This window comes from Pantoea piersonii, from assembly GCF_003612015.1.
GTDB lineage: Bacteria > Pseudomonadota > Gammaproteobacteria > Enterobacterales > Enterobacteriaceae > Pantoea > Pantoea piersonii.
Window position 1 is genome coordinate 86,116 of record NZ_RARB01000006.1, and the last position, 22,120, is coordinate 108,235.

Annotated in this window: 20 protein-coding genes; 8 read left to right on the forward strand and 12 right to left on the reverse strand. The window is 57.3% G+C overall.

The annotated features are described in order from the left end of the window. Positions 1-3: 3 nt before the first annotated feature. The 9 genes from tssK to D7S44_RS16535 all read right to left on the reverse strand — a co-directional run bounded on the left by tssK (position 4) and on the right by D7S44_RS16535 (position 10,261). The gene (gene tssK, locus D7S44_RS16500) at positions 4-1,344 is read right to left on the reverse strand and encodes a type VI secretion system baseplate subunit TssK (RefSeq protein ID WP_120456678.1); all 1,341 of its coding nucleotides are present in this window, start codon (positions 1,342-1,344) and stop codon (positions 4-6) included. Between the two features lie 21 nt (positions 1,345-1,365). After that, positions 1,366-1,872, reverse strand: coding sequence for a type VI secretion system lipoprotein TssJ (gene tssJ, locus D7S44_RS16505; protein ID WP_120456680.1), 507 nt, complete (start codon positions 1,870-1,872; stop codon positions 1,366-1,368). Positions 1,873-1,881: 9 nt separating this feature from the next. Next, entirely contained in the window at positions 1,882-2,364 is a 483-nt protein-coding gene (locus D7S44_RS16510) for a lipoprotein (RefSeq protein ID WP_120456682.1), read from the reverse strand. Positions 2,365-2,391: 27 nt separating this feature from the next. Then, a complete protein-coding gene (locus tag D7S44_RS16515; RefSeq protein ID WP_120456684.1) occupies positions 2,392-2,772 on the reverse strand; it encodes a DUF4150 domain-containing protein in 381 nt (126 codons plus the stop codon). Between the two features lie 13 nt (positions 2,773-2,785). Then, positions 2,786-3,394 carry a DUF3540 domain-containing protein gene (locus tag D7S44_RS16520; RefSeq protein ID WP_120456685.1) on the reverse strand — a complete coding sequence of 203 codons (609 nt, stop codon included), beginning with the start codon at positions 3,392-3,394 and terminating at the stop codon, positions 2,786-2,788. Positions 3,395-3,505: 111 nt separating this feature from the next. Continuing rightward, a complete protein-coding gene (locus tag D7S44_RS23360) occupies positions 3,506-3,700 on the reverse strand; it encodes a hypothetical protein (protein WP_147402118.1) in 195 nt (64 codons plus the stop codon). Between the two features lie 527 nt (positions 3,701-4,227). Further along, positions 4,228-5,277 (reverse strand): pentapeptide repeat-containing protein, encoded by a 1,050-nt coding sequence (locus D7S44_RS16525; protein WP_240629489.1) that lies wholly within the window; start codon positions 5,275-5,277, stop codon positions 4,228-4,230. A gap of 5 nt (positions 5,278-5,282) precedes the next feature. Then, a complete protein-coding gene (locus tag D7S44_RS16530; protein ID WP_120456688.1) occupies positions 5,283-7,763 on the reverse strand; it encodes a DUF2169 family type VI secretion system accessory protein in 2,481 nt (826 codons plus the stop codon). Positions 7,764-7,771: 8 nt separating this feature from the next. Beyond that, on the reverse strand, positions 7,772-10,261 hold the full coding sequence (locus tag D7S44_RS16535) for a type VI secretion system Vgr family protein (protein ID WP_158591269.1): 2,490 nt from the start codon (positions 10,259-10,261) through the stop codon (positions 7,772-7,774). A 443-nt stretch (positions 10,262-10,704) separates the two neighbouring features. Between D7S44_RS16535 and D7S44_RS16540 the strand changes: the two genes are divergently transcribed. Beyond that, positions 10,705-11,541, forward strand: coding sequence for an SDR family oxidoreductase (locus tag D7S44_RS16540; RefSeq protein ID WP_120456691.1), 837 nt, complete (start codon positions 10,705-10,707; stop codon positions 11,539-11,541). A 63-nt stretch (positions 11,542-11,604) separates the two neighbouring features. On the opposite strand, the gene D7S44_RS16545 is transcribed toward D7S44_RS16540, so the two are convergent. Together D7S44_RS16545 and D7S44_RS16550 are read right to left on the reverse strand one after the other, a co-directional pair. Continuing rightward, positions 11,605-12,765 carry a macrolide family glycosyltransferase gene (locus D7S44_RS16545; protein ID WP_158591271.1) on the reverse strand — a complete coding sequence of 387 codons (1,161 nt, stop codon included), beginning with the start codon at positions 12,763-12,765 and terminating at the stop codon, positions 11,605-11,607. A gap of 289 nt (positions 12,766-13,054) precedes the next feature. Beyond that, positions 13,055-14,005 (reverse strand): Rpn family recombination-promoting nuclease/putative transposase, encoded by a 951-nt coding sequence (locus D7S44_RS16550; RefSeq protein WP_120456694.1) that lies wholly within the window; start codon positions 14,003-14,005, stop codon positions 13,055-13,057. Positions 14,006-14,210: 205 nt separating this feature from the next. Here D7S44_RS16550 and D7S44_RS16555 point away from each other — a divergent pair, with 205 nt between their 5' ends. From D7S44_RS16555 to D7S44_RS16580, 6 genes are all read left to right on the forward strand, one after another. Next, positions 14,211-14,774, forward strand: coding sequence for a peroxiredoxin (locus tag D7S44_RS16555; protein WP_120456696.1), 564 nt, complete (start codon positions 14,211-14,213; stop codon positions 14,772-14,774). 24 nt (positions 14,775-14,798) lie between these two features. Then, the gene (locus D7S44_RS16560; RefSeq protein ID WP_120456986.1) at positions 14,799-16,037 is read left to right on the forward strand and encodes a protein-disulfide reductase DsbD family protein; all 1,239 of its coding nucleotides are present in this window, start codon (positions 14,799-14,801) and stop codon (positions 16,035-16,037) included. 61 nt (positions 16,038-16,098) lie between these two features. Further along, positions 16,099-16,653, forward strand: a complete 555-nt coding sequence (locus D7S44_RS16565) for a sigma-70 family RNA polymerase sigma factor (protein ID WP_120456698.1) — start codon at positions 16,099-16,101, stop codon at positions 16,651-16,653. Beyond that, positions 16,640-17,284: an NrsF family protein gene (locus D7S44_RS16570; protein ID WP_120456700.1), complete on the forward strand. Its 645-nt coding sequence runs from the start codon at positions 16,640-16,642 to the stop codon at positions 17,282-17,284. The genes D7S44_RS16565 and D7S44_RS16570 overlap by 14 nt, the downstream gene beginning before the upstream one ends. Before the next feature lie 174 nt (positions 17,285-17,458). Then, positions 17,459-17,683, forward strand: coding sequence for a hypothetical protein (locus D7S44_RS23905; protein WP_120456701.1), 225 nt, complete (start codon positions 17,459-17,461; stop codon positions 17,681-17,683). A gap of 315 nt (positions 17,684-17,998) precedes the next feature. Next, the gene (locus D7S44_RS16580; RefSeq protein WP_120456703.1) at positions 17,999-18,955 is read left to right on the forward strand and encodes a nickel/cobalt transporter; all 957 of its coding nucleotides are present in this window, start codon (positions 17,999-18,001) and stop codon (positions 18,953-18,955) included. 54 nt (positions 18,956-19,009) lie between these two features. Here the strand turns inward: D7S44_RS16580 and D7S44_RS16585 are convergent, their stop codons facing one another. Then, positions 19,010-19,879: an AraC family transcriptional regulator gene (locus D7S44_RS16585; RefSeq protein ID WP_120456704.1), complete on the reverse strand. Its 870-nt coding sequence runs from the start codon at positions 19,877-19,879 to the stop codon at positions 19,010-19,012. A gap of 821 nt (positions 19,880-20,700) precedes the next feature. Here D7S44_RS16585 and D7S44_RS16590 point away from each other — a divergent pair. After that, the gene (locus D7S44_RS16590) at positions 20,701-22,110 is read left to right on the forward strand and encodes a sugar porter family MFS transporter (protein ID WP_120456706.1); all 1,410 of its coding nucleotides are present in this window, start codon (positions 20,701-20,703) and stop codon (positions 22,108-22,110) included. The last annotated feature ends 10 nt before the right edge of the window (positions 22,111-22,120 follow it).

Genomic DNA, 22,120 nt, shown 5'->3' on the forward strand with positions numbered 1-22,120 from the left:
CCTTCAGTCGTGCGCATTGCGCAGCGCCCAGAGTTGCAAATTCAGGCCGGGGAATTCGCCCGCCAGGTGAAGCGCGAAGGCTTCCGATTTCGTCATCTGCGCCCAGAGATCGCCGCCCTGTTCCAGCGCGAAATAGGTGTAGCCAGCGTGCCAGGGGATCTGACGCGGCGCGGCGGGCATGGCGCGCAGGGCAATGCCCGGCAGCTGAAGCTGCACCAGATCGCGGATGCGGCTTACCGGGGCGATCTTCATCTGCGCCGGGAAGTGGGTCAGCAGGGTTTCGCTCGGCATATCGGCGCGTACCGCCAGCACAAAGCCGTAGTCGCGCAGCAGGCTGGCGTCGGAGACCGTCGCCACATAGAGTCCGTGTGAGCGCTCGGTGAGCGTCAGCTGCAGCGCGCTCTCCTCCATCACCAGCGACAGACGCTGGCGCAGATGCAACATCAGGCGGCTAAAGCTGAGCTGGAGGTTATCGTGGTCATACCGCGGGAACTCCTCCGGGCGGCGCGTCGGCGACCAGGTCGCCAGCTCGGCAGCGAACTGCAGCCAGTCGCTAAAGAGCTGCTCTGGATGGAGCTGCGGCAGGCGGCGCGCGTGGCTGAGCTGGCCGATATGGCGATTAATCAGCGCCAGCAGCATAAAATCGATCATTTCGGCGTTGCCGCCGCGCCCGGCCTGCTGCAAGCGTTGCGCCATCTGTTCGCTGCGCTGGCTGAGAATGCCATCGAGATCGCTGATAAAGGCGGCGACCGCCGGCGAGCTGTGGCCGTTGAGCAGCGGCGGAATATAGCTGCTGTCGAGCTGAAGGTGGCGCGATGCATCTTTGCCTTTGACGTGCGCGACGCCGAGCGCGGTCCATTCGGCGTTGAGATCGCTGGCCGCCATCAGGCGCAGGCGCAGCGTGCCGAACTGCACCGCGGCGCGGCCGACGGCGGCGCTGTTGAGATCGGCGACTTCGCTTTCGCGTGCGCCGTAGCGCGCCAGCGAGTCCGACGACGCCTCGAAGATCACTTCGGTGCGGCCGTCGCGCTGCTCCGGCAGCGCCAGTACTACCCGGATATCGCTCTGGTTATCCCCAATCTCCAGCGGCGCAGGGCCGTTCTCCGCATCGCTGATGATAAAAGGGGTGCCGTCCGGCATCATGCCGCTCGCCTCGGCGATAGCCAGCTTTCCCTGGCGCAGCAGCGACGGGTCGAAGCTCAGCGTCATAAACCCCCAGTGATAGGGACACTGCAGTTTCCCCCAGCTGCGGCTGTAGCCTTCCAGCCAGCGTTCCGCCTGTTGAAAATGGTGGGGGCGCAAAAACATCCCTTCCGTCCAGATCACCTTATCCGCTCTGTTCATTTCGCCTTCCTGCCGTTCTGGTTAATCATTGCTGCTCTGACTGAGCGTCAGTCCCTCTTTGCCCGCCACGACGCTGACCTTCAGCTCGTTTTCGTCGCTCTGCCAGACGCGATAAAAAGGGCGGGGCCGCGCCGCAGGCAGCGTCAGCAGTTTTCGCCAGACTTTGCGGTCGATGGTCTGGTACTCCGCCATGATGCCGACATAGCGCGTGCCGACGGGCGGCACGCTGGCCGTGACGCTGCGCGGCGTCTGCCGCGTCAGAAAGAAGACGTTGCTGTCGAGCAGGTTCTCGCCCAGCAGCAACGACGCGCGGTTTTGCAGCGAGTAAAAGTCCGCCGAGGCGAAATCGGACGATGCGCGCAGCATAAAGAGCCGTATTTTGAGCGGTGCGCCGCCGTTGGCGTCGGGACGGTAGCTAAAGGCGATGTTCACTTTCGCCGGCGCGTCAGGCGCGGCGGGAGAGGAGGCGCAACCGCCGAGCGCGCCCGCACAGGTCAGCGCAAGCAGCGCTGCAAAACGCATGGTCATGAGGCGCTCCTATTGAATGATCCAGGTGGCGGAACGGCCTTTACGGCAGGCGCTGTCGCCGTTGCCGACGCCGATGCACTGCCGGGCGGGGCGCCGCGATACGGGTGGCGCGCCGGTTACGGTGGCGTCATAGCGCGCTGAGGGCACGCCCGCCTTAAACTCGACGTAGCCGGTCAGCTGCAGCTCCGGGCTGTCGGAGATCGCCAGCCAGTTGTTTTCTACCCGACCCAGTACCTGGTAAAGCTCGCCGTTTTTAAGCGTCCCGACCCGTTTTCCCTGGAAGCCCGGCGTGCTCATCACCGACGCCGCATAGAGCGCGCGATAGGCCTGATAAACCGGCGTGAAGGTTTTCGGCGCGCCGATCTCGTGGCGATGCACTAGGGTCGTTCCGTCCACTACGCTGGTTTCCAGCTTCTCCTGAGGTTTCACCGGCGGCGCTTTACAGCCGCTGAGCGCTAACGCAATCACCACGCCAGATATCATCTTTTTCATAAGGGGTAACCGAGCTTCCATAGAGTGTTATCGCGCCAGCAGTTCGATAGTGGTCTGGCTGGGCGTCAGACGGACGCCTGGCGCGTTGTTCAGGTTCTGCAGGGTAGTGCTGCCCATGCGTGTCGCGGGCGATCCCTGCAGCAGTAAGGTGGAGCAGCCGGTCAGGTGGCGCGAAGGGCCAAGGATCACGTTCGAGATCACCCCGCCGAGCACGCCCGCTTCATCTCCCTGACTGACGGGGATCAGCGTGGTCATGTTATGGGCCGGCATGCCGGCGAAGAGGATGGTCGGCGCCGTAGGCACCGCCAGGCTGCCGCTGGCGATATTGACGAAGGTCGTCGGCGCAGGCGCTTTGCAGACGTCGCTGACCGCCTGGTCGCAGCCGCCGCGTTGGCAATTGGCAAACATATCCGCTTCTCCCTTAGCCCATGTGAATCTGTTTGGCGTCGACCTTGGTCAGCGACGTGCTGCTGATCAGGGTGTTGCGCGAATGGAGTCGGGTGAACTCTTCGGTTTTGACGTCAAGCTGGCCTGCGCGAACCTGTTCGCACTGTGCGGTTTTGCGTAGCAGCCGCTGGCTAAACTGGCTGAGGCTCTCCCAGACGCTTTCACACTGTTTGCCGAAGAAGCGGCCGACGCTGATCCAGGCGGAAACCGACTGGCCGCGATAGCGCAGGCTGTCGATATCGCACTCGCCCTGCGCGGCTTTCAGGCTGAACTGCTGGCTGCTAAGCGTGAGCGCGCCGCCGCAGGTGAGATGCAGATCGCTGCCGCAGCCGAGCAGCGCCGTCTGTTCGGGCTGCGCCCGCTCCAGCACCGCCAGCAGCCAGAGTTGATGGTTAAGATTGGCCAGCAGCACCCGGTCTCCCGGCTCTGGCGTCAGCAGGCAGCTGGCGGCGCGCTGCGTGCGCCAGCGACGTCCCTGCAGTTCCACCTCGACGCTGTTTTCGGACAGCGGGGCGACCACTACGCCCTCCGCCTGCGCAGGCAACCGCAGCGGCATGGAGAGGGTGTTCTCTTTTTTGCTCATAGCGAACTCTCACAATCGACGAAAGGGAATGGCGCGAAACAGGGGAGGCGCGGCGTAACGGTTTTTCCTGCGCCGACGCGGTTATTTCCACGCGCATCGATAACAGCGTGATTAGCCGCTTTTTTCAGAGACTGACGGCAAATAAAGGCGATTCTTTCTGCTGCAAAGCCTGTCGGGGCGAATAAACTGCACGTTAAAAAGAGGCGCATAGAAGAAACAATAACCCTCAGGTAATATATTTTGATTTTTTGCCGCCAGTAAAAAGACGCAAACAGCTCCGCCAGAATAAATAGAGGCGTGGCGCATACGCAGCGTTCATGATGCGAAATAATTTACTCAATAAATACACTAACCGGGGAACATATTTACATTATTCGCTGGCACCTGTGAAGATGGGAATACTCTTAATAAATAGCCCGGGAAAATATTCATATAAACTTAATGTAAATGTCATAATTAAATTTAAATCTGAATTAAATAAAATCAAAGCTATAAAAATCAATGATATATTGAAAGATATCCGATACTGAAACAGCATAGTAAATATCTGGTTAGCGCAGCCTTTATGACACCCGTTTGAAACAGGCATTAATTTTCAGCAATACACAACCATTTAGTCGCAATAATATAAGGCCAGCAAAGGAAAACAGTGAATATCATTTCTCAGGTTAATTATCTCCGTCACTGACTAACGGACCTTCTCAGCCTTCTGTCATAAATATTTAATTCACACAAAAGCAAAAGCGGCCTCTTTAAGGCCGCAGCGTCAATCGTCAATAATAAATATGGCATAATAAATTTTTTATAATCGCCGTCGCACGCGGCGAAATAATTTAACGCTGGCGACTCCACTCCTCTGCTGCAAACAGCGCTTCATCTCGTTCAATAATACCGCTGCGCGAGGTGAATTCGCTCTGGTGCGTGCTGGCGCGGTGGAAGCGGGTGTGCCCGAACTGCGCGTCGTTAAACTGCGCCTCATCCATTTGCGCCCAGGTGCAGTCCGCCCAGGTCATATCGCAGCCGTCGAAGCGCGTCTGAACGGCACGGCTGCGCGCCAGCACGGCGCGCTGTAGATCGCTGCGGCTGAAATCGCAGCCGGTCAGAATCGCGTCGGCAAAGTTGGCCTGAGCAAATTGCGCGTCGCGGCAGTCACAGCCGGTCATATCGGCGGCGTTAAACAGCGTTTGCTGCGCCTGAACCTGCGTCAGCCTGGCCTGGCGTAGCGACAGGCCGCTGAGACCGCACTGGCTCAGGATCGCCTGGTGGAAGCTGGCGCCGTCCAGCTGGCTTTGCGTAAACTGGCACTGGTTAAACGCCACGCCGTCCAGCGTTTGCAGCCGCAGGTCGCAGGCGAAAAAGGTCGTGAGCGAGAAGCGCGCCGCGCTAAAGTCCGCCTGACGCATGTCGGCGTTCATAAAGGAACCCTGCTCGCACCAGCACCCGGCAAGCTGGAGCGTTAAATATCCCAGATCGCTGAAGCCGCATCCTTGCAGCGCGGCGTGCTGAAAATCGCTGTCGCTAAGCGAGCCGCCCAGGAACTGCGTGCCGATCTGCGCGCTGGCGTCGAACTGACTTTCTTCAAGCTGACACTGGCTGAACAGACACTGGTAGAGGCCGCAATCGCTGAAGCGCGCGCCGGTCATAACGCACTGGTTGAACAGCGTCTCCTCTAGCCTGTTGCCTGAAAAATCGCTGCCGCGCAGGCAGCAGTCGCTGAAGCGCGTCTCATGCAGGTTGCAGTCTGTCAGGCGTGCGCCGGTTAAGTCGACTTCGACAAAAGAGCCGCCGGAGAGATCGCGTCCGCTGAAGTCCAGGCCCTGCAGCCCGACCTGATAGATCATCTCGCCGTGCTGGATGGCTCGCTCGACCGCCTCAGCCGTCATCCCGTTCACGAATGCTCCTCGTCGCGCTGCGGCGCGGTTTTCATGCCGTTAAGCCAGGCCTCTTCGAAGCGCGTCGTCGCATCGCGCGCGCTAAGCGAGAGGTCGGCGCGGAACAGGTTGCAGCCGCTGAAATCACATCCCTGCAGCTGAGATTTTGAGAAGGAGGCGCCGATCAGGTCGCTCTCCGCCAGCGTCGCCCGCGTCAAATCCGCACGGGTAAACTGGCACTCCCTGGCCTGCATCCGCCGCATATCCGCCTGCGTACAGTCCGCGCCGCTGAGGTCGCTGTTAATCAGCATGGCGTGAGAAAAGTTCGCCTGCGCCAGCCGCGTCTCCCGCAGATTGCACTGCGTCAGCGTGGCACCGCTGAAGTCGGCGCGGATCAGGGCCGTATCGGCGACAAACAGCGAAGTATGCAGCTGCGCCTGATGAAAACAGATTTCTGGCGCCTGACAGTCGACGAAGCCCACCGCCGTCAGGCGCGCCTGTTCGAAACTGAGCGCCAGCAGATGGCACTCAACGAAGTAGACTTTGCGCAGCGTGGCGTGACTGAAGTCGAGCGCCTGCAGCGTCAGCTCGCTGAAATGGGCATTGACGATCTGCGCATGATGAAAGCGGCAGTGCGCCAGGCTCGTCTGTGTCAGCATTACGTCACTGAGGGTGGCGCGATCGAAAACGCACTGTTCCAGCATCAGATCCCGGCACTCCGTCTCGCTGAAGACTGAATCGCTAAAGTCGGCGTAACAGCACTGGGCCAGGGCGAGGCTGGCATTGTCGAAGGCGCAGGCGCGGGCTGAGCAGCGATGCAGTTCTGCGCGCGTCAGCACGGCGTTGCTGAACAGGCTGCCGTCGAGCTGGCAGTGGCTGAAATCGACATTCTCCAGCAGCGCGCCGCTGAAGTCGGTGTCACGCAGGTCAAGCCCTGACAGATCCGCACCGGTGAGATCCATCTCGCGGCAGTCGCCATCGCGCACCAGCACCGCCTGACGCAACTGCGCCGACTGCGCGGGCGTCAGGCGCTCGGGCGCGCTCAGCTGATGAGCATTAAAGCGGTAGCTGTCACGCAGCGCCTGAGAGCTGAACGTACGCTGACGGTCATCCATTGGCTGCTGCTGCGCGTTCTCGTCAAACGCGGCGCGCTGGCTGCGATAGGTCTCTATCGCGGCGGCCGGTCTGGCCGCGGGCGGGGCCAGCGCCTCTTCCTGCTGGTAGCGCGTTATCATCTGCGCCAGCTGCTGCTGCGCGGCGCGATCCTGCGCGTCGATATAGTCATGCAGATCCTCCAGCGGCACCGTCGGAGCATGCTGTCGGGTGGGCGCCAGCGCATCTATATCCATCCCGCTGTCGCTGTGCGCATGCCGCAGCTGCTGGCGCTGCGCCGTTTCCCAGCGCGCAAGGTTGCGATCTGTCGGGCCGGGAGGCAGTTCAGGCTCGTCATCCGTAATGGCGCTGCCTGGGGGCAGCAGCTCGCCGTCGCGTAACGCAAGCAGCACCGAGCGTTCGGGGTCGCTGCGTTGCCGCGTGATCTCTTCATAGGCTTCGCGCGTGCGCGGCTGGTGGATCGACTCGAGCGCTGCGACCGTGGTGAGCACGTCTGCGGCGTCATCTTCACGGATCGCCAGCTCGCCATGCCAGATCATCACAATGCGCTCCAGATGAGGGAAAAAGTGCAGCGTCGTGGCGCGCAGCGGGATCGCTTCAAACATCTCGCCGTGGGTATGCTGACGCACCACGAAACAGCGTGCCTGCCACGGCGGCAGGCATCCCTCAAGCAGCGGTTTATCTGGATGCATGTTTTCAATGCGCCAGGCGGCGCCAGCGGGCAGGGCATCGCGATCGTCCCAGCGCTGATCCGCATCGCCCTGGTTAAACAGGCGTCGGTCGGCATCGCGGGCGAAGCCAGGATAGTCATGCGCCAGCCAGGCCTCGTCAAAGGCGCTGCCAACGTGGCGCAGGCGACGCGGCGCGCTTAACGGCACCGCGTTAAAGCTGGCGGGAAGCGCGCCCGCGCCTGGCTGGATCAGCAGCGGCGCGGCCGCCTCGACGTTGGGTATCGCCTTGCCCAGCGGATTTTCGCTGTCGCCTGCGTCGCCCAACGCATGTTGCCAGTCGAGCGGCATCTGCGTAAAAGGCTGCGGTGCGCTGAGGCCATCCTCCCGCCGCTGGCGATCGCCGTAAACGTGCAGCGTTTTTTCCCGATCGGCTACCTGGATGCGGGCGATACAGTGCGATGCCGCGCCGCCGGGCGGAAAGGCAAAGCCGCTGGCGAGAAACTCCGGGTGCGGTTTAGGCAGGCCGTGATCGAGCACGCCATCGGGCGACTGCAGCGCCTCTGGCAGCAGATTCCATAGCGCCTGCTCGGTCAGCAGGCGCGGCAGCGCATCCATATTTATCATCGCCATAACGGCGACGCCGAGATAGTGCTGGCGCTGCCAGCGGAAGGGGCGTGGTAACAAGCCCAGGTGGCGCGGTTTAATGATTTTCATAACAGCGGCTAAGCGCCTTCTCCACCGGGTGTCGATTGACTGGTGCGCGCCGTCTGGAAGCTCTCCTGCGAAGCGTTGCTTGCCTGCGAGGCATTGCTTGCCTGCGAAGCATTGCTCGCCTGTGAGGCGTTACTCGCCTGCGAAGCATTGCTCGCCTGTGAGGCGTTACTCGCCTGGGAGGCATTGCTTGCCTGGGAGGCGTTACTTGCCTGCGAGGCATTACTCGCCTGCGAAGCATTGCTTGCCTGAGAAGCATTGCTCGCCTGTGAGGCGTTACTCGCCTGAGAAGCATTACTCGCCTGGGAGGCATTACTTGCCTGCGAAGCGTTGCTTGCCTGTGAGGCGTTACTCGCCTGCGAAGCATTGCTCCCCTGCGAAGGCGGTCGCGAACCGGCGGTGCTTTCGTTGCTTTTCCCTTTCCATTTCACTTTCGCTTTCAGCTTGTCCAGCTGGCTGGTCACCGTCCGCTCATTCTCATTCGGCAACGCGCCGCCGCCGCCATTCATAATCGAGATCAAAGAGGCGAAGACCAGTTGCCGGTTGACCTCTTTGATCTCATTGACGTTCTTTTTTATCTCAGAATAGGTTTTGGCGTGCTTCACGCCGGTGACTTCCATGGATAAGCCTTTGGCGGTGAATTCCGTCGTCGTCGCCTGCAGGCTGCTGACGGCATTGATGGTGCCGTTGACGCCATTAATGGTTAAGGCGATGCCGTTAGTGGTGAAGTTGGCGCCGCTGATGGTGTAGTAGCTGCCGCGAATGCTGTGTTTCTGCGTCGGCGCGCTGGTGTTTAAGGTATCTTCGCTCTGAATGTAAACCTGGCCGGGCGACCAGACTTTTATCGCGTCGTCGCCCGCCCTGGCGGAGTAGATTTTGACCGCGTCCTTGGCGGAGATATTCAGCTTCTTCGCGGCGTGCAGATCGACCGACTGTTCGCCTTCGGTGTCGTCAAAGGTGAGGAAATTGCCGTCGTTAACATCCTGGCTGCCGAGCGTACGCGTCCAGATGCCACTTTTAGCGTAATTCCACTCGGCGGCGCTCTCCGCCGTTACGCTGTCACCGCTGGCAATATCGCTGGTGCTGGCTTCCGTCACCAGGTGTTCAGAAATCGGCAGGGTCTGCAAATCGTTATAGACTCGCCCAGTCACTACCGGCGTGTGAGGGTCGCCGTTAATAAAATCGACCACCACCTCTTCGCCGACGCGCGGGATCTGATACGCGCCATACTGGCTCCCGGCCCAGCCGCTTGAGACGCGCAGCCAGCAGGAGTGAAGCCGGGTTTCATCTTCCGCTCTGAACCAGCGGAATTTAACCCGCACGCGACCATACTGATCGGTGGAGATATGGTCGCCGTCGCCTTTGCTGGCGTCGCTGGCTTTGATGACCACCGCCGTTTGCGGGCCGGTGGTGCGCGGCCAGGGCGTGACGCGCGCCGGACGCCAGATCACCGTCGCCGGAATAACGCAGAAGTCGAAGCGATGGATATTGTGGTCTTGATCGTTACTGGCGTAGCTGTTCTCTTCCAGGTGGTAATCGACCCGGGTAATCAGAAAGGTTTTTCCTTCATCTGCGGCGCGCGGCGCCATACAGAGCGTAAAGGTGTAGCCTGGCGCCAGGCCGAACGCATCGCCCGCGCCTTCAATTTGCTGCTGTCGCGCGCCATATTCCTGCTGGCGGATCTGTGAATAGTCGTTTCCCTCTGACTGATGGGGATAGCGCCCCGGCCACTCGGTGATTTTGGTATTCGCCGGCGAGCGGGCGTCGGCGATCTGCATCGTGGCGGAGAGGTCGGCGTTCGATTGCAGATAGTTATAATCATCATGGCTGTAGAGGCTGGCCGACACCGACGCTGACGCCTGCCAGCTGTTGATCGCCTCCTGATTTACGTAACCGCCCGCGCCGGTTTGATGAAACTCGATGGTCTCATAGCATCCGAACGGCTGGTGAGATTTGCTGCTGTTGCAGAGCACCAGCGTCTCCTGGCCCATCGCATGACGAAAGTAGAAGTAGATGCCTTCGTGCTCCATCAGACGCTTTACGAAGTCATACATGCTTTCCTGATACTGCACGCAGTATTCCCAGATGCGGAAGTTTCCCTCCAGCTGGTCATCAATGGGAATGGCATAATCCTGGAAAACGTCGGTCAGGATCTCTCTGGCGGTCTTTTGCTGCCAGATGCGAAAACCCTGCGTCTGGGTCAGGTTCCACAAGTGGGGGCGCATCGTTGCGCGATAGATATAATACTCTTCGCGGTGCTTTTCATGTCCGACAAACGCCATGCGGGTAATCATGCCGCTGAGGAAACGCTGTGTTTCCGGATTAGGGCGCAGCTCAAGCGTTATCTGCTCGCCCAGCAGATCCTGCAGGTTTATTTCGTTGCTGGTGCTCAGCATATCGACGTCAAACTGATAACAGTCTGAGAATTGCTCCCGACCCGTCATCTTTTTAAACAGGAGTTCGCTACCAAGCGGCGTGTGGGCTATTACAACGCGATCCATGACATTCCTCTGTTTCATGCGGCAACAGGCTTCATTGCGCGAGGCATGAATATAGGGTGGGCCTTTTTATTTATTGCTGGCATAGTAAAAGCGCTTTATGAATCTTTTAATACAGCGCCCGACATCAAGGATATTTAAGAATGTTCTTAGTAATGGCTGGCCTTAAAATCTTCTGTTTTATAACGCACCATCACGGATGTAGTGGCTATTTCACGGCAGAGAAAAAATTATTACTTTCTGCATTAATCAAAATAAAAGCGATCTGAAAAGTAGTTTCTTTGCGTTATTTTAACCGATAAGACTTTCTGTCAGCGTGTCGCTGCCGTAAATCAAATTAACAACGGATTGTCATTTATCATTCACACTGGCGTGCCAATAATCCTGCCCAGAGATGATATTCGCAACTCAATAGCCGCGATTTATTTAATACAGGAATTAGGGCAATGACAGACGCAGATAAAAAAGTAATTTTAATTACCGGTGGTTCAAAAGGACTGGGCTTTTCCTACGCGAAAGCGCTTGCCCGTCAGCACACCGTTATTATTACGGGAAGGGATACTGCCCGTCTGGCGCAGCTGGAGGCGGAATATCCGGGCCTTTTTCACTGTATCACCTGTGACGTCAGCGATCGGGCCGCCGTGTCACAATGCTTTGCAGATATCGTCGCCATGTTTGGCCATATCGATGTGGTGATAAATAATGCCGGCGTCTGGGGACCGGTAGATAAATTCGCCGATATCGCGCTGGATGACTGGTATGAAGCGATTAATATTAACCTGCTTGGTCTCTCTTATTGCACCCACGAAGCGCTTAAACCGATGCGGATGCGCAAACGCGGCATTATCATTAATATCGTCAGCAATGCAGGCGCCTACCGCTGGCCCTACTGCACCTCTTATTCAGTCACGAAAGCGGCGGTGATTAAATTAACCGAAAACCTGGCCGTCGAGATGAAGCGCGAAAATATCTCTGTCTACGCCTATCACCCCGGTCTGGTTCACTCTACGGGCATGGTCACCAGTTTGATCTCCACCGTCACCGATCGCAACAGCGCCAGGGGCAAAGCGTTGCAGTGGGTTTATGACGAGCAGGACGCCGGAAATACCGTGGATGAGAAGCAGAGCATGATCAATATTGAGAAGCTGTGCAGCGGTAAATATAAAAGCCTGAGCGGCCTCTATCTTACGGTCAGGGATAATCTCGACCTGCTGCTGGAAAGAAAAAGAGAGATCAGAGATCGCGACCTCTTTATGCTGCGCGTCAACAGCCTCGAAGTGTAGAACGCCCGCCTTCCGCGCGCAGCACGGTTAACGTGCTGCGCGTTTTTTGTTATTTCTCGTCTGTTATATCGCCTGAGCCCGGCGCTGCAGGCTGGCAAAGAGTCGATCGAAGAGATCGGCTGCTGCGCTGGCGCCGCCAGCCGCTTTTAGCTGCTGCTGAAAGCGCGCAATCTGTGTCCGACAGATCTCGCTGGCGTGAAGCGCACGCGCGGCGGAGAGCAACCCGTCCGCATCGACCTGCTCCCGCGGCAGATGGACGCCGAGACCAAGCTGCTGGACGCGTCTGGCATTGAGCCGCTGCTCCGCCTGCTGGGGAACGGCGATAACCGGCACGCCGAAATGCGCCGCCTCCATCAGGCTGTTCATACCGGCATGCGTGATAAACAAACTGGCTGACTGCAGCACCTCAAGCTGAGGGATCTGCGCATGTACCTCAATATTGGCTGCGACTGGCCCCAGCTTGTCCGGCGTGACGTAGCGGCCAATAGATAACACCAGGTGGAATTCGCTGTCGGCGAACGCCGCGATGCAGGTGCGGAAAAAATCGCGCTGGTTGGTGTAGACCGAACCCAGCGAAACGACCACAACGGGGCGCGCTTGTGACGCAGGGCACCATTTATGCTCAGCAGGTCTGGCGACGATTTCAGGCCCGACGAAAATAACGCGGGGATCGACCGTCTCCACTTTTTCCTGAAAGCAGCGCGGAATAAAGGCAATAGCATTGTCGTGGCGGGATAACAGCGCGGAGAGATCGAGCGCCACGCCTTTAGACTTCAGCAGGGCGTTGAGCAGCGGTAAGCAGGGCCAGGCATTGCTCGCTATTCCCAGCCACTCTTCCGACTGTCCCTGATAGCTGGCATGGGTGGGATTAAGCGCGACGGAAGGAATATTCCACAGAGCGGAAAATATTTTCCCCAGCCAGCTTAACGGGCCATAAGCGATAATATCCGGGCGATCGTCGACAAAGGCGTGAAATAGCCCGTCCCAGGTCAGCGTCGCCTCTTTTGCCAGCTCAACCACCACGTGTCCCATCTCTTCCGGGCGAGGTGTCTCTTTGCTAAATGCGGGCTGATAAATTACCGGCTCCGCGCCGCAGGCCGTTATTAAAGGTGCAAATTCAGCCGACGTGGTATAGCTAACCCGATATCCCCGCGCCACCAGCGCGTTGACCAGACCTAGCGTGGGATTAACATGACCATGTTCAGCGCAATTAAAGATCGCCACGTGCGGCCGCCTGTTTTTTACCTCAACCCGTAAAGCCATATTCGCTCCGTTATAATGGCGCGCAAGCAGGGACGATCCCTGCCTGACGTTATAAGCAGCATTTCATCGGTTCTTTAAAGGCGTATTACAGCGGCGCAGGATTAAATAGATATCGGAATAAGTGGATGCAACCGCCACGTTATTTTCTCGCGGCGTTATTTTATGTTTTTATTGCAGCATGGATAGAGACATCGAGAAAAACCGCCGCCCTGAAGAAAGGGCGGCCAGAGATAAGAAGCAGAGTGAAGCCTTAGTGGTGGATTTGCTGGAGATCCTCTTCCGACAGGCCCGTTACTTTCATGACTGAGAGAACGTCCATACCGCTTTTCAGTAAGTTCCGGGCGATATTCAGGCTGGCCTCTCGTTCGCCAAGCTGGCGTCCCTGTGCCAGGCCCTGTTCCAGCCCCTGTTCCAGTCCTTGCTCCAGACCTTTTTTCAATCCTATCTGTTCAAGCTGTTGTGCAAGGGTCATCAGTTCATCCTCATGCTGCGGCACGCGCTGTGCCAGTTCACGAATCATCGCTTTCGCGTCCGACGTTTCGCCGGCCTGAAGCATATAGTTTACCAGCGCCATCACCTGCTGTCTGGTCATAAATTCCGTCAGCATCAACGACACCAGCTGGTCGAGCAGGCCTTTCAGATCGCGCTGGCGGATATGCTTTTGCAACAGGGTCAGCGCCGCCATGCTGCGGTGTTGCATAATCTCTTCATCCGGGATGACGGTTACATCCACCAGCGGGAAATGTCCGCTGTAGAGCGCCGCGGCCTGTTCTCGCTCGCTAAAGGCATCAAGCCAGCTCATTGAGTAAGGATAGGGGCTGCGCTTACCCTGGTAAAAGAGCACCGGGATCACCAGCGGCAGCGTTTTATGTCCGGCGTCGAGATGACGCTGCATCGCCGCCACCGCATAGCGCATCAGCCGAAACGCCATATGCTTATCCGGCGTGCTCTGGTGCTCAATCAGAACGTGCACATACCCGTCGCCGCCGCGGGTCTTCAGCGAGTAAAGCACATCGCTGTAGTAGGGGCGCAGGTCATCCTCTACGAAACTGCCGGATTCCAGCTTCAGCGTAGTCAAATCGCAAATCGCCAGCAGCGCGGGCGGCAGATGCAGCGACATAAAGTCACGCGCCGTCTCGGGGTGCGAGAGAAAGGTTTTGAATACCGCATCGTGCGGGGTAGGCGTATTTTTCTTGTGCATCCTGATGCGCCTTTTCTGTCTTAAGTCCAGGCGGCGAATAGTACCATAACGCCCCGCTCTCATCAGCAAAGCTGCAGGCTAACCAGCCCGGCACTCACCTCAGCGCGAAAATATTTTAAAGCAGCGAAACTTTTCCGCGACCACCACCGAACCTCTGATTAAACCCTTCGGGCACTCCGCCTGATTGTTAATGGAGAAGAAAGAGATGTTGATGAAAAACAACCTGAAAACCCTGGCGGCCGCCACGCTTCTCGCTCTGAGCCTGCCTGTCACCTCCGCGTTCGCCGCGCTGCAGGTCGGCGACAAGGCGCCTGATTTCAAACTCGATGCGGCTCTGGCTGGTAAAGCGACCTCCTTCTCCCTGCAGCAGGCGCTGCAGAAAGGCCCGGTCGTGCTCTATTTCTTCCCGGCCGCCTTTAGCGCGGGCTGCACGCTGGAAGCGCACGATTTCGCCGAGGCGACGGACGCGTTCAAAAAACAGGGTGCGACGGTGATTGGCGTGACCGCCGGCAATACCGATCAGATTGCCAAATTCTCGCAGCTTGAGTGCCGTGATAAGTTTACCGTCGCTGCCGATCCCGGCGCAAAAGTCGCGGCGGAGTATAAAAGCACTATGGAATATAAAGGAAAAACCCTTTCAGATCGTACCTCTTACGTGATCGCGCCGGACGGCAAGATACTGTTCAGCTACACCGATAAAAATCCCGATGCGCATATCCAGAAAGCGATGGATGCGGTGAAGAAATATCGCCAGGCTAACCCTGCCTGACCCTAACTTCCAGGTGAAATGATTATGCTGACAGCCATTGCCGCCGCTTTTCTCGGCGGCCTCATACTCAATCTTATGCCGTGCGTATTCCCGGTGATTTCGCTGAAAGCGCTCAGCCTGATCCGCCATCACGACAAACCGGCTCACGCGCGCGCCGAAGGGCTGGCGTTTCTGCTGGGCGTCGTGGTGACCATGCTGGCGCTGGTGGCCGTGCTGCTGCTGGCGCGGGCGGGCGGCGCCTCGGTCGGCTGGGGATTTCAGCTGCAGTCGCCGCTGGTGATCGCACTGCTGATTCTGGTGATGCTGGCGTCAGCGCTTAATCTCTTTGGCCTGTTTGAAATCGGCCTGTCCCTGCAGCGGGCCGGCGAGGTGGGCGGCGATCGCGGCGGTCTGGTGGGTTCGGCGCTTACCGGCGCGCTCGCCATCGTGGTGGCGACGCCCTGCAGCGCCCCTTTTATGGCCAGCGCCGTCGGCTATGCGCTGACCCAGCCGCCTGCCGTCAGCCTGGTGATCTTTATTGCGCTGGCGCTCGGTTTCGCCGCGCCTTTTACCCTGATCTCTTTTTTCCCGGTTCTGGCGCGCGTGCTGCCTGCGCCCGGCGCCTGGATGATCACGCTGAAACACGGGCTGGCTTTTCCGATGCTCGGCGCTGTCGGCTGGCTTATCTGGGTGCTGGAGCGTCAGGCAGGCTCGGCCGCGCTGGCGGCTATCCTGGCCTGCTGCCTGCTGCTCAGTTTTGCAGCCTGGTTATATGGCATGGCGCAAAAACGCCGTATGATGGGTCGCCGCCACTGGGCGCTGCATCTGGCGACCGCGGTTTTCGTCCTGCTGCTGGTACCGCCGCTAATCAATCTGAAAAGCGCTGCTGCTCCTGAGGAGAGGGCAGAAGGTGCCGTTGCCGCTGCGGCCGTCGCCTGGTCGCCGCAGAACGTCGATGCGATCAAAGGGCAGGGCAAGCCGGTGCTGGTGAACTTCACCGCGTCGTGGTGTATTACCTGCCAGGTTAACGACCGCACCTCGTTATCGACCCAGGCGGTGAAATCGGCGATGGCGCGCACCAGTACCATCTATATGGTGGCCGACTCCACAAAATATAATCCTGACGTTGAACAGGCGCTCAGCGATTTTGGTCGCGGCGGACTGCCGCTTTATGTCGTTTACCCGGCAAACGGCGGCAAACCGGTTGTGCTGCCGCAGGTGCTGACGCCGGGGATTGTGATTTCGGCGCTGGAGCAGGCCGCTGAAAGCGGAAAGAAAACGTAAACGGGTGAGTGATTGAATAACAACTTAACAGGGCGGATGATCCCGCCTTTTAGTGCGGGCGATGCCCGATACTGACGCGCGCGCTCAGCACTGGCCTGCCTTAATGGCCCGCGCGCAGGCTGGCGACCAGGCCGCCTACAATCAGCTTCTGAAAGCGATGGTGCCCGCCATCCGCGCGCTGGTGCGCAAAAAAATCGCCAACGATGCGCTGGTTGAAGATGTGATTCAGGAGACGCTGCTGGCGATACATCGCGTGCGCCATACCTACGATCCCCGCCGCCCCTTACTGCCCTGGGTGGCGGCGATCGCGTCGGCGAGAGCGATAGACGCCCTGCGTCAGCGTGGACGGCAGTATGAAGTTCAGGATGATGACGCCCTTCACCGTCAGACGGCGGAACCCGACGAGGCCGAACCGGGCCAGGAGGCGCTAACCGACTGCCTGGGCGCGCTGCCGGTGCGCCAGCGGGAGATTGTCGAATCTGTTCATCTGCGCGAGCAGAGCCTGGCTCAGGCGGCGGCTGAGGCTAACCTTTCGCTTTCCGCGGTCAAATCGCTTTTGCACCGCGCAATGCTTAACCTGCGTAAATACGGAAGTGGTAAGCATGAGAAATCATGACCAACTGATTGAACAACTCAGCGCTTCGGCACAGCCGGTGAGGCGCGTCTGGCCGACTCCCTGGCGCGTGGCTGGCTGGGTTGCCGCCGCGCTGCCCTGCGGCGCGCTCAGCAGCTGGGCGCTGCACAGCCGCAACACCGACTGGTCGCAGCCCGGCGCGCTACCTGCCATGGCGGCCTTGCTGCTCGCATTTATTCTGGGCGTCAGCGCCATTGGCGGCGCCTTTACCCTCAGCCTCGCAGGACGGAAGGCGCCTCAGCTGCGATACCTCGTCCTGCTGGCGCTGGCGTGGCTGGCGCTCAACCTGGTCAATCTGACCGCCGCACAGGCGCCAGCAGGCGCAGGGCGCTTCGGCGAAGGCATCCACTGCTATCTCTTTATGCTGCTGGCGGCGTTGCCGATGATGGCGATCTCAGTGTTCAGCCTTTATCGCACCCGATCGCTTTCGCCGGAGAAAAGCCTGGCGCTGGCGGGGTGCGGCATCGCGTTTATGTCGTCAATGCTGTTGTCGCTGTGCCACAACACCCATTTGCACCTGATCGATTTCAGCATGCATCTTGCGGCAGGCCTTACCATCGTACTCCTCACCATCTTCGCGGGACGACGATGGATCCGTCTGGATCGCCGCTGACGACGCCGGTCGCTTTGCCGGGCTGAGAGATTTGGCGGTCCGGCAGTTTTCTTAACGCTTCCTCAACAAAATAACAACAGGCCCCGCTTTATCCTCTCCTGCCGGTGGTTTCGACTATGCTCAACAGGTGATTGATGGAAATGTCTTGTTAATTCTTATGAGGATGAAGTTCAGATGCGCAAACTGTCATATTTAGTTGTCACTCTTGGCCTGCTGATGTCCGTCGCTTCCCAGGCTGAAGCAAAAGGCTGCCTTAAAGGCGCTGCGGTGGGCGGAGCGGCGGGGCATATCAAGAATCACGCCGTTGCCGGTGCGGCAGCAGGTTGCGCCGTAGGCCATCATATGGCCAGCAAAAAAGCGAAAAAAGAAGCAGAGAAGAATCAGCAACAGGCGCAGTAATCTGCGCATCAGGGCTGCGCCTGCGGCCCTGAATCACCACGTCAGCCAGCCGCTAAAAGTCAGGTCCGCCCGCAGATCCCCCTGAAAACATTCTCCTGCTGAATAATGATATCGCGCACGCCTTGAGGGCCAGCTTATCTGTGAATAAATGCGTCCCGCCCGTTGGTTTCCGTCTGCCAGGGTGGTAGCCTTTTCCTCTCTTCTCTGTAGCCATTTCGACGAACGGCGCGACAACCTTTGCCGCTGCTGTCGAGCGATGGCGAGTCCGGTTTCTGGTCTGTTCAAGCTCGGGCTATTTACCTTCAGGACAGGCTCATGAAAAAGTACGATCTTAATAGCGTCTCAACGCTAACCCTGCTGGGCTTTGGCGGCCTGGCGGGTCTCGCTCTGCTTTACCTTTTCGCCCGGCACTGGGCCGACTTTGTGCAGTACTGCTTTTCGGTGCAGGTTTCGCTGCATCGCTATCTGGTGCAGTACCTGCTGCTGCAGCGCGATCGGCATATCAAAGGTGGGCTGATGCTGATTGCAGGGAGTTTTATCTATGGTTTCCTGCATTCAGTCGGGCCTGGCCACGGCAAATTCGTGATTACAACCTGGCTTGCCACTCACAGAGCGCAACTCAGGGCCAGCCGACTGATTACGCTGCTGGGCAGTCTGATGCAAGGCATCGTCGCCATTCTGTTTGTGGTTATTCTCGCCGTTTCCCTGAATCTTTCGCTGGGCGATCTCAGCCTGAGCCGATACTGGATGGAAAAAGCCAGCGCATTGCTCATTGCGGGCTTTGGTCTTGTCATGCTTTGTCGGGCTGCCGGTATCCGTCCTCTCTCGCTGCTGCCTGTCAGCGCTTCTCGCCATCAGCATAACGGGGCTTGCGGCTGTGGACACAAACATCAGCCCGCGCCTGATGAGCTGACCGGCGGCTGGCGCAATGCGGCCTGGGTGATTGGCACCATAGGTATCCGGCCCTGCAGCGGGGCGCTGATGATCCTTGTCTTTGCTAATGCGGTGGGTATGTTTAGCTGGGGGGTGGCGGCGGTAACGGCGATGTCGCTCGGCACGGCCGCTTCAATCATGATCCTTGCCACCTTCGTGCATCATTTCAGAGAGTGGATGATTAACGTCAAGCTGCCTGGGGTGGCGCGTTACTCAGCGACGTTCGTCAGGCTGGTCCTGGCAGCGGGCGGCGTAGCGCTGATTCTTTTTGCGGCCGTGATGTTTTCTACCATCATTCCTGTCAGTACCAATGGAGACTTTATCGCAGCGGGCTGCTAAAGGCCCGGCGAGCGTACTGCGGCTCTGCCGGGGCGAGGAAGGTCATGGCTGACGCTAGGTTTTTATCTGGCCGGTCAGCCAGAACTTTTTATACCGCGCGGGGGGAATGCCCACGAGATTGTGAAAGATGCGGTGAAAATTATTGACGTTATCGTACCCCACCGCGTTTGCGACTTCGGTCACGCCCAGGCTGGTACTCAGCAATAAGTTTTGCGCCTCGCCAATACGGCGGCGCGTCTGGTACTGTTTAGGCGAATAACCGGAGAAATTTTTAAACACGTGCGCCAGATAAAACTGGTTCATGTTCATCATCGCGGTGATGGAACTGAGCGCGATATCTTCTTTGTAGTGGTCATCGATGTAATCCTTAATGCGCTGGCCGAGCAGCGTATTGCTGTCCTCCCGCTCCTGCTTGTTTTCTATCCAGATATTCCGGCACAGCAGCAGCAGAACATTCAGCAGATTATCGCCAATCTCCGCGCTGTAGAGGCGTTTACTGTTAACGTGCGCCCACATCTGATCGAACAGCTGGCTAATTTCATCGTAAAATTCACCGCTTGGCATAACGGCGGGTTGCGCGCGCGTCGTCAGCACATTATGGGGCAAGCCATCGATTTTTAACTGCTCGACGCCGCAGCTGAAAATCAATAAATCGTCTGATGCATCCGGGCTTTCATCATGCAGGACATTGGCGTTGAACAGCATGATATCGCCTTGTTTTACGTTGTAGCGTCGCCCGTCGATGTTATAGGTACCGCTGCCGGAGCGAACGAACATGACTTCAAAGCGATCGTCGTGCTTGTGCATGACTCTGGGCAGGGCTTCCTCTTTACCTTCCGCTTTACAGATAAACGCCAGGCGAGGGCGCAAATTATTGTCGAACCCGCGAGCTGAAGGATGTTCATTAAGGCAAAAGGTAATCATGATCGCTCCTGTAGTATGCGCTGCTATTCTTACACGAGTTTTTTCTGCCGGTAATCATCAATTTTGCTTTTTACCCTAATTCAGACAATTGATAAATCAGGCTTTGCTGATGGTATGACATCAAGGAATGATGATTATTGTTTTCCTGAAACGAGGACAAAAACAATTTTGAACCTCGTCACACTTTTATTTTGATCAAAATCCATGCGCCCGCTTACCCCCTCTTCGATGCTGTAAAGGCGAAATATCAGTAGCCCTCTTTTGTTTAGGGTTATCTCCACCATAAAAAGGCAAATATCATCAAAATTGCTCTGGTGACGGAAGTGAGCAAAGCCCACTATTGTTAATAAACATTAATGCGCGTTCGAAATAAAAATAGCCGTTCTCAGATGCCGCCTTGCGCTGGCGTCAGGGCGCCTCTTCTATAGTTAACTCGCCTTTATTTAACTCTCCCGGTTTGTTAATAAAACCGCTAAGCGACCCTCTTTTTTAGCTTGTCTTCATTCTTGCTATGTCAATCAACAATGTATGCCCTGTGACGATTATCACTCTATTTTGTGCTTTTTGATTCGAATCTTTGATCCTCAACACGGAGTAAAATAGCACAGCCTGGCGTGACTGGCTTTTAATCTTCACTTTGATGTAACTTTGCTGCAACCATAAAGATTCCTGCATTACATTATGCGGTTAGCTAAAAAATAATATTTACACTCGACGTACTAATTACATGTTCTCATTCAGGCTGCCATAAATTTACTGGTCGATGCTGGCCATGAAAAATGGCGTGCGACGGTTTTACCTTACTACCAGATGGAACAGATATGTATAATAAAACCAACCTACAAAACCCTCAGCGTATGCGGTTAATCACCATCGTCTCAACGATAGGTGGTTTATGCTTCGGTTACGATACCGGCGTTATTTCCGGCGCGCTTATCTTTATGAAGTACGACCTTCACCTGACGGCCTCCCAGGAAGGTTTTATCACTTCCTTTTTATTATTTGGCGCGGCGTTAGGTTCCCTGTTCGGCGGTTATTTATCAGACAAGCAGGGCCGCCGTAAAAATTTATTATGGGTCGCCGCTATTTTTATTTTCGGCGCATTAGGTACCGCCTTCGCCTGGGATGTTCCGTCCATGATCGCGGCCCGATTTGTTCTGGGCTTAGCGGTAGGTTGTGCCTCGGTCACCGTACCCATCTACATCTCCGAACTGGCGCGCGCCGATCAGCGTGAAAGCCTGGTGACGGTTAACGAACTGATGATCGTCACCGGACAGTTCCTGGCCTATTCCGTCAATGCGGCCATTGTGAACCTCTATCCTGAAATGCAGCACAACTGGCGCATTATGCTGGCTATTCCGGCGCTGCCGGGCGCGCTGCTGTGGGTGGGCATGTTAATGATGCCTGAATCCCCGCGCTTCTTTATTCGCAAAGGGCAAACCGAAAAAGCGGTAAAGGTCCTTAAAACATTACGTCTGCCGGAAGAAGTGGATCGCGAAGTTAAAGAGATTCAGCAAATCGTTAAAGCGGATGAGGTGAAATTCAACCTGCTGGCCGAACTGAAAAACCGCTGGGTTATCCAGCTCATCTTAATCGGGCTGATGATCGTCCTGGCTACCCGCGTCACAGGCGTTAACACCATCATGTACTACGCGCCCACCGTGCTGAAAGCGGCCGGTCTCGGCGATGCGGCGGCAGTGACCGGCGCAGTGGCGAACGGCGTTATTTCTGTACTGGCAACCCTGCTGGGCATGGCGCTGATAGGCAAATACTCGCGCCGCAAGATGTTTTTTACCGGCCAGGCAGGCGTAACGGTTAGCCTGGTGCTTATCGGTCTGGCATTTAAAGTCTTTTTCCATACAGAAACCCTCAACGGTGTGGAGACGCTTCACGCTAATTTTGCCAACGCGCCCTACGTTATTCTCGCCTTGATGCTGGTCTTTCTGGTGTTTATGCAGGGCTGGATTGCACCGGTATTCTGGCTGATGTTAGCGGAGATCTACCCATTAAGAATGCGCGGCGCGGGGATGGGCTTCGCCGTATTTGGCCTGTGGATCTTTGACTTTATCATTCAGTCCATCTTCCCCTTCCTGTTAAGCCATTACGGCGGCGGTATGACCTTTGGCTTCTTCGGCGCGACCAACGTGATCATGCTTATTCTGCTGGTGAAATATTTGCCGGAGACGCGTGGCCTGACATTAGAACAGATTGAAAAGAAATTTCGCTTTTAATATGAGGATT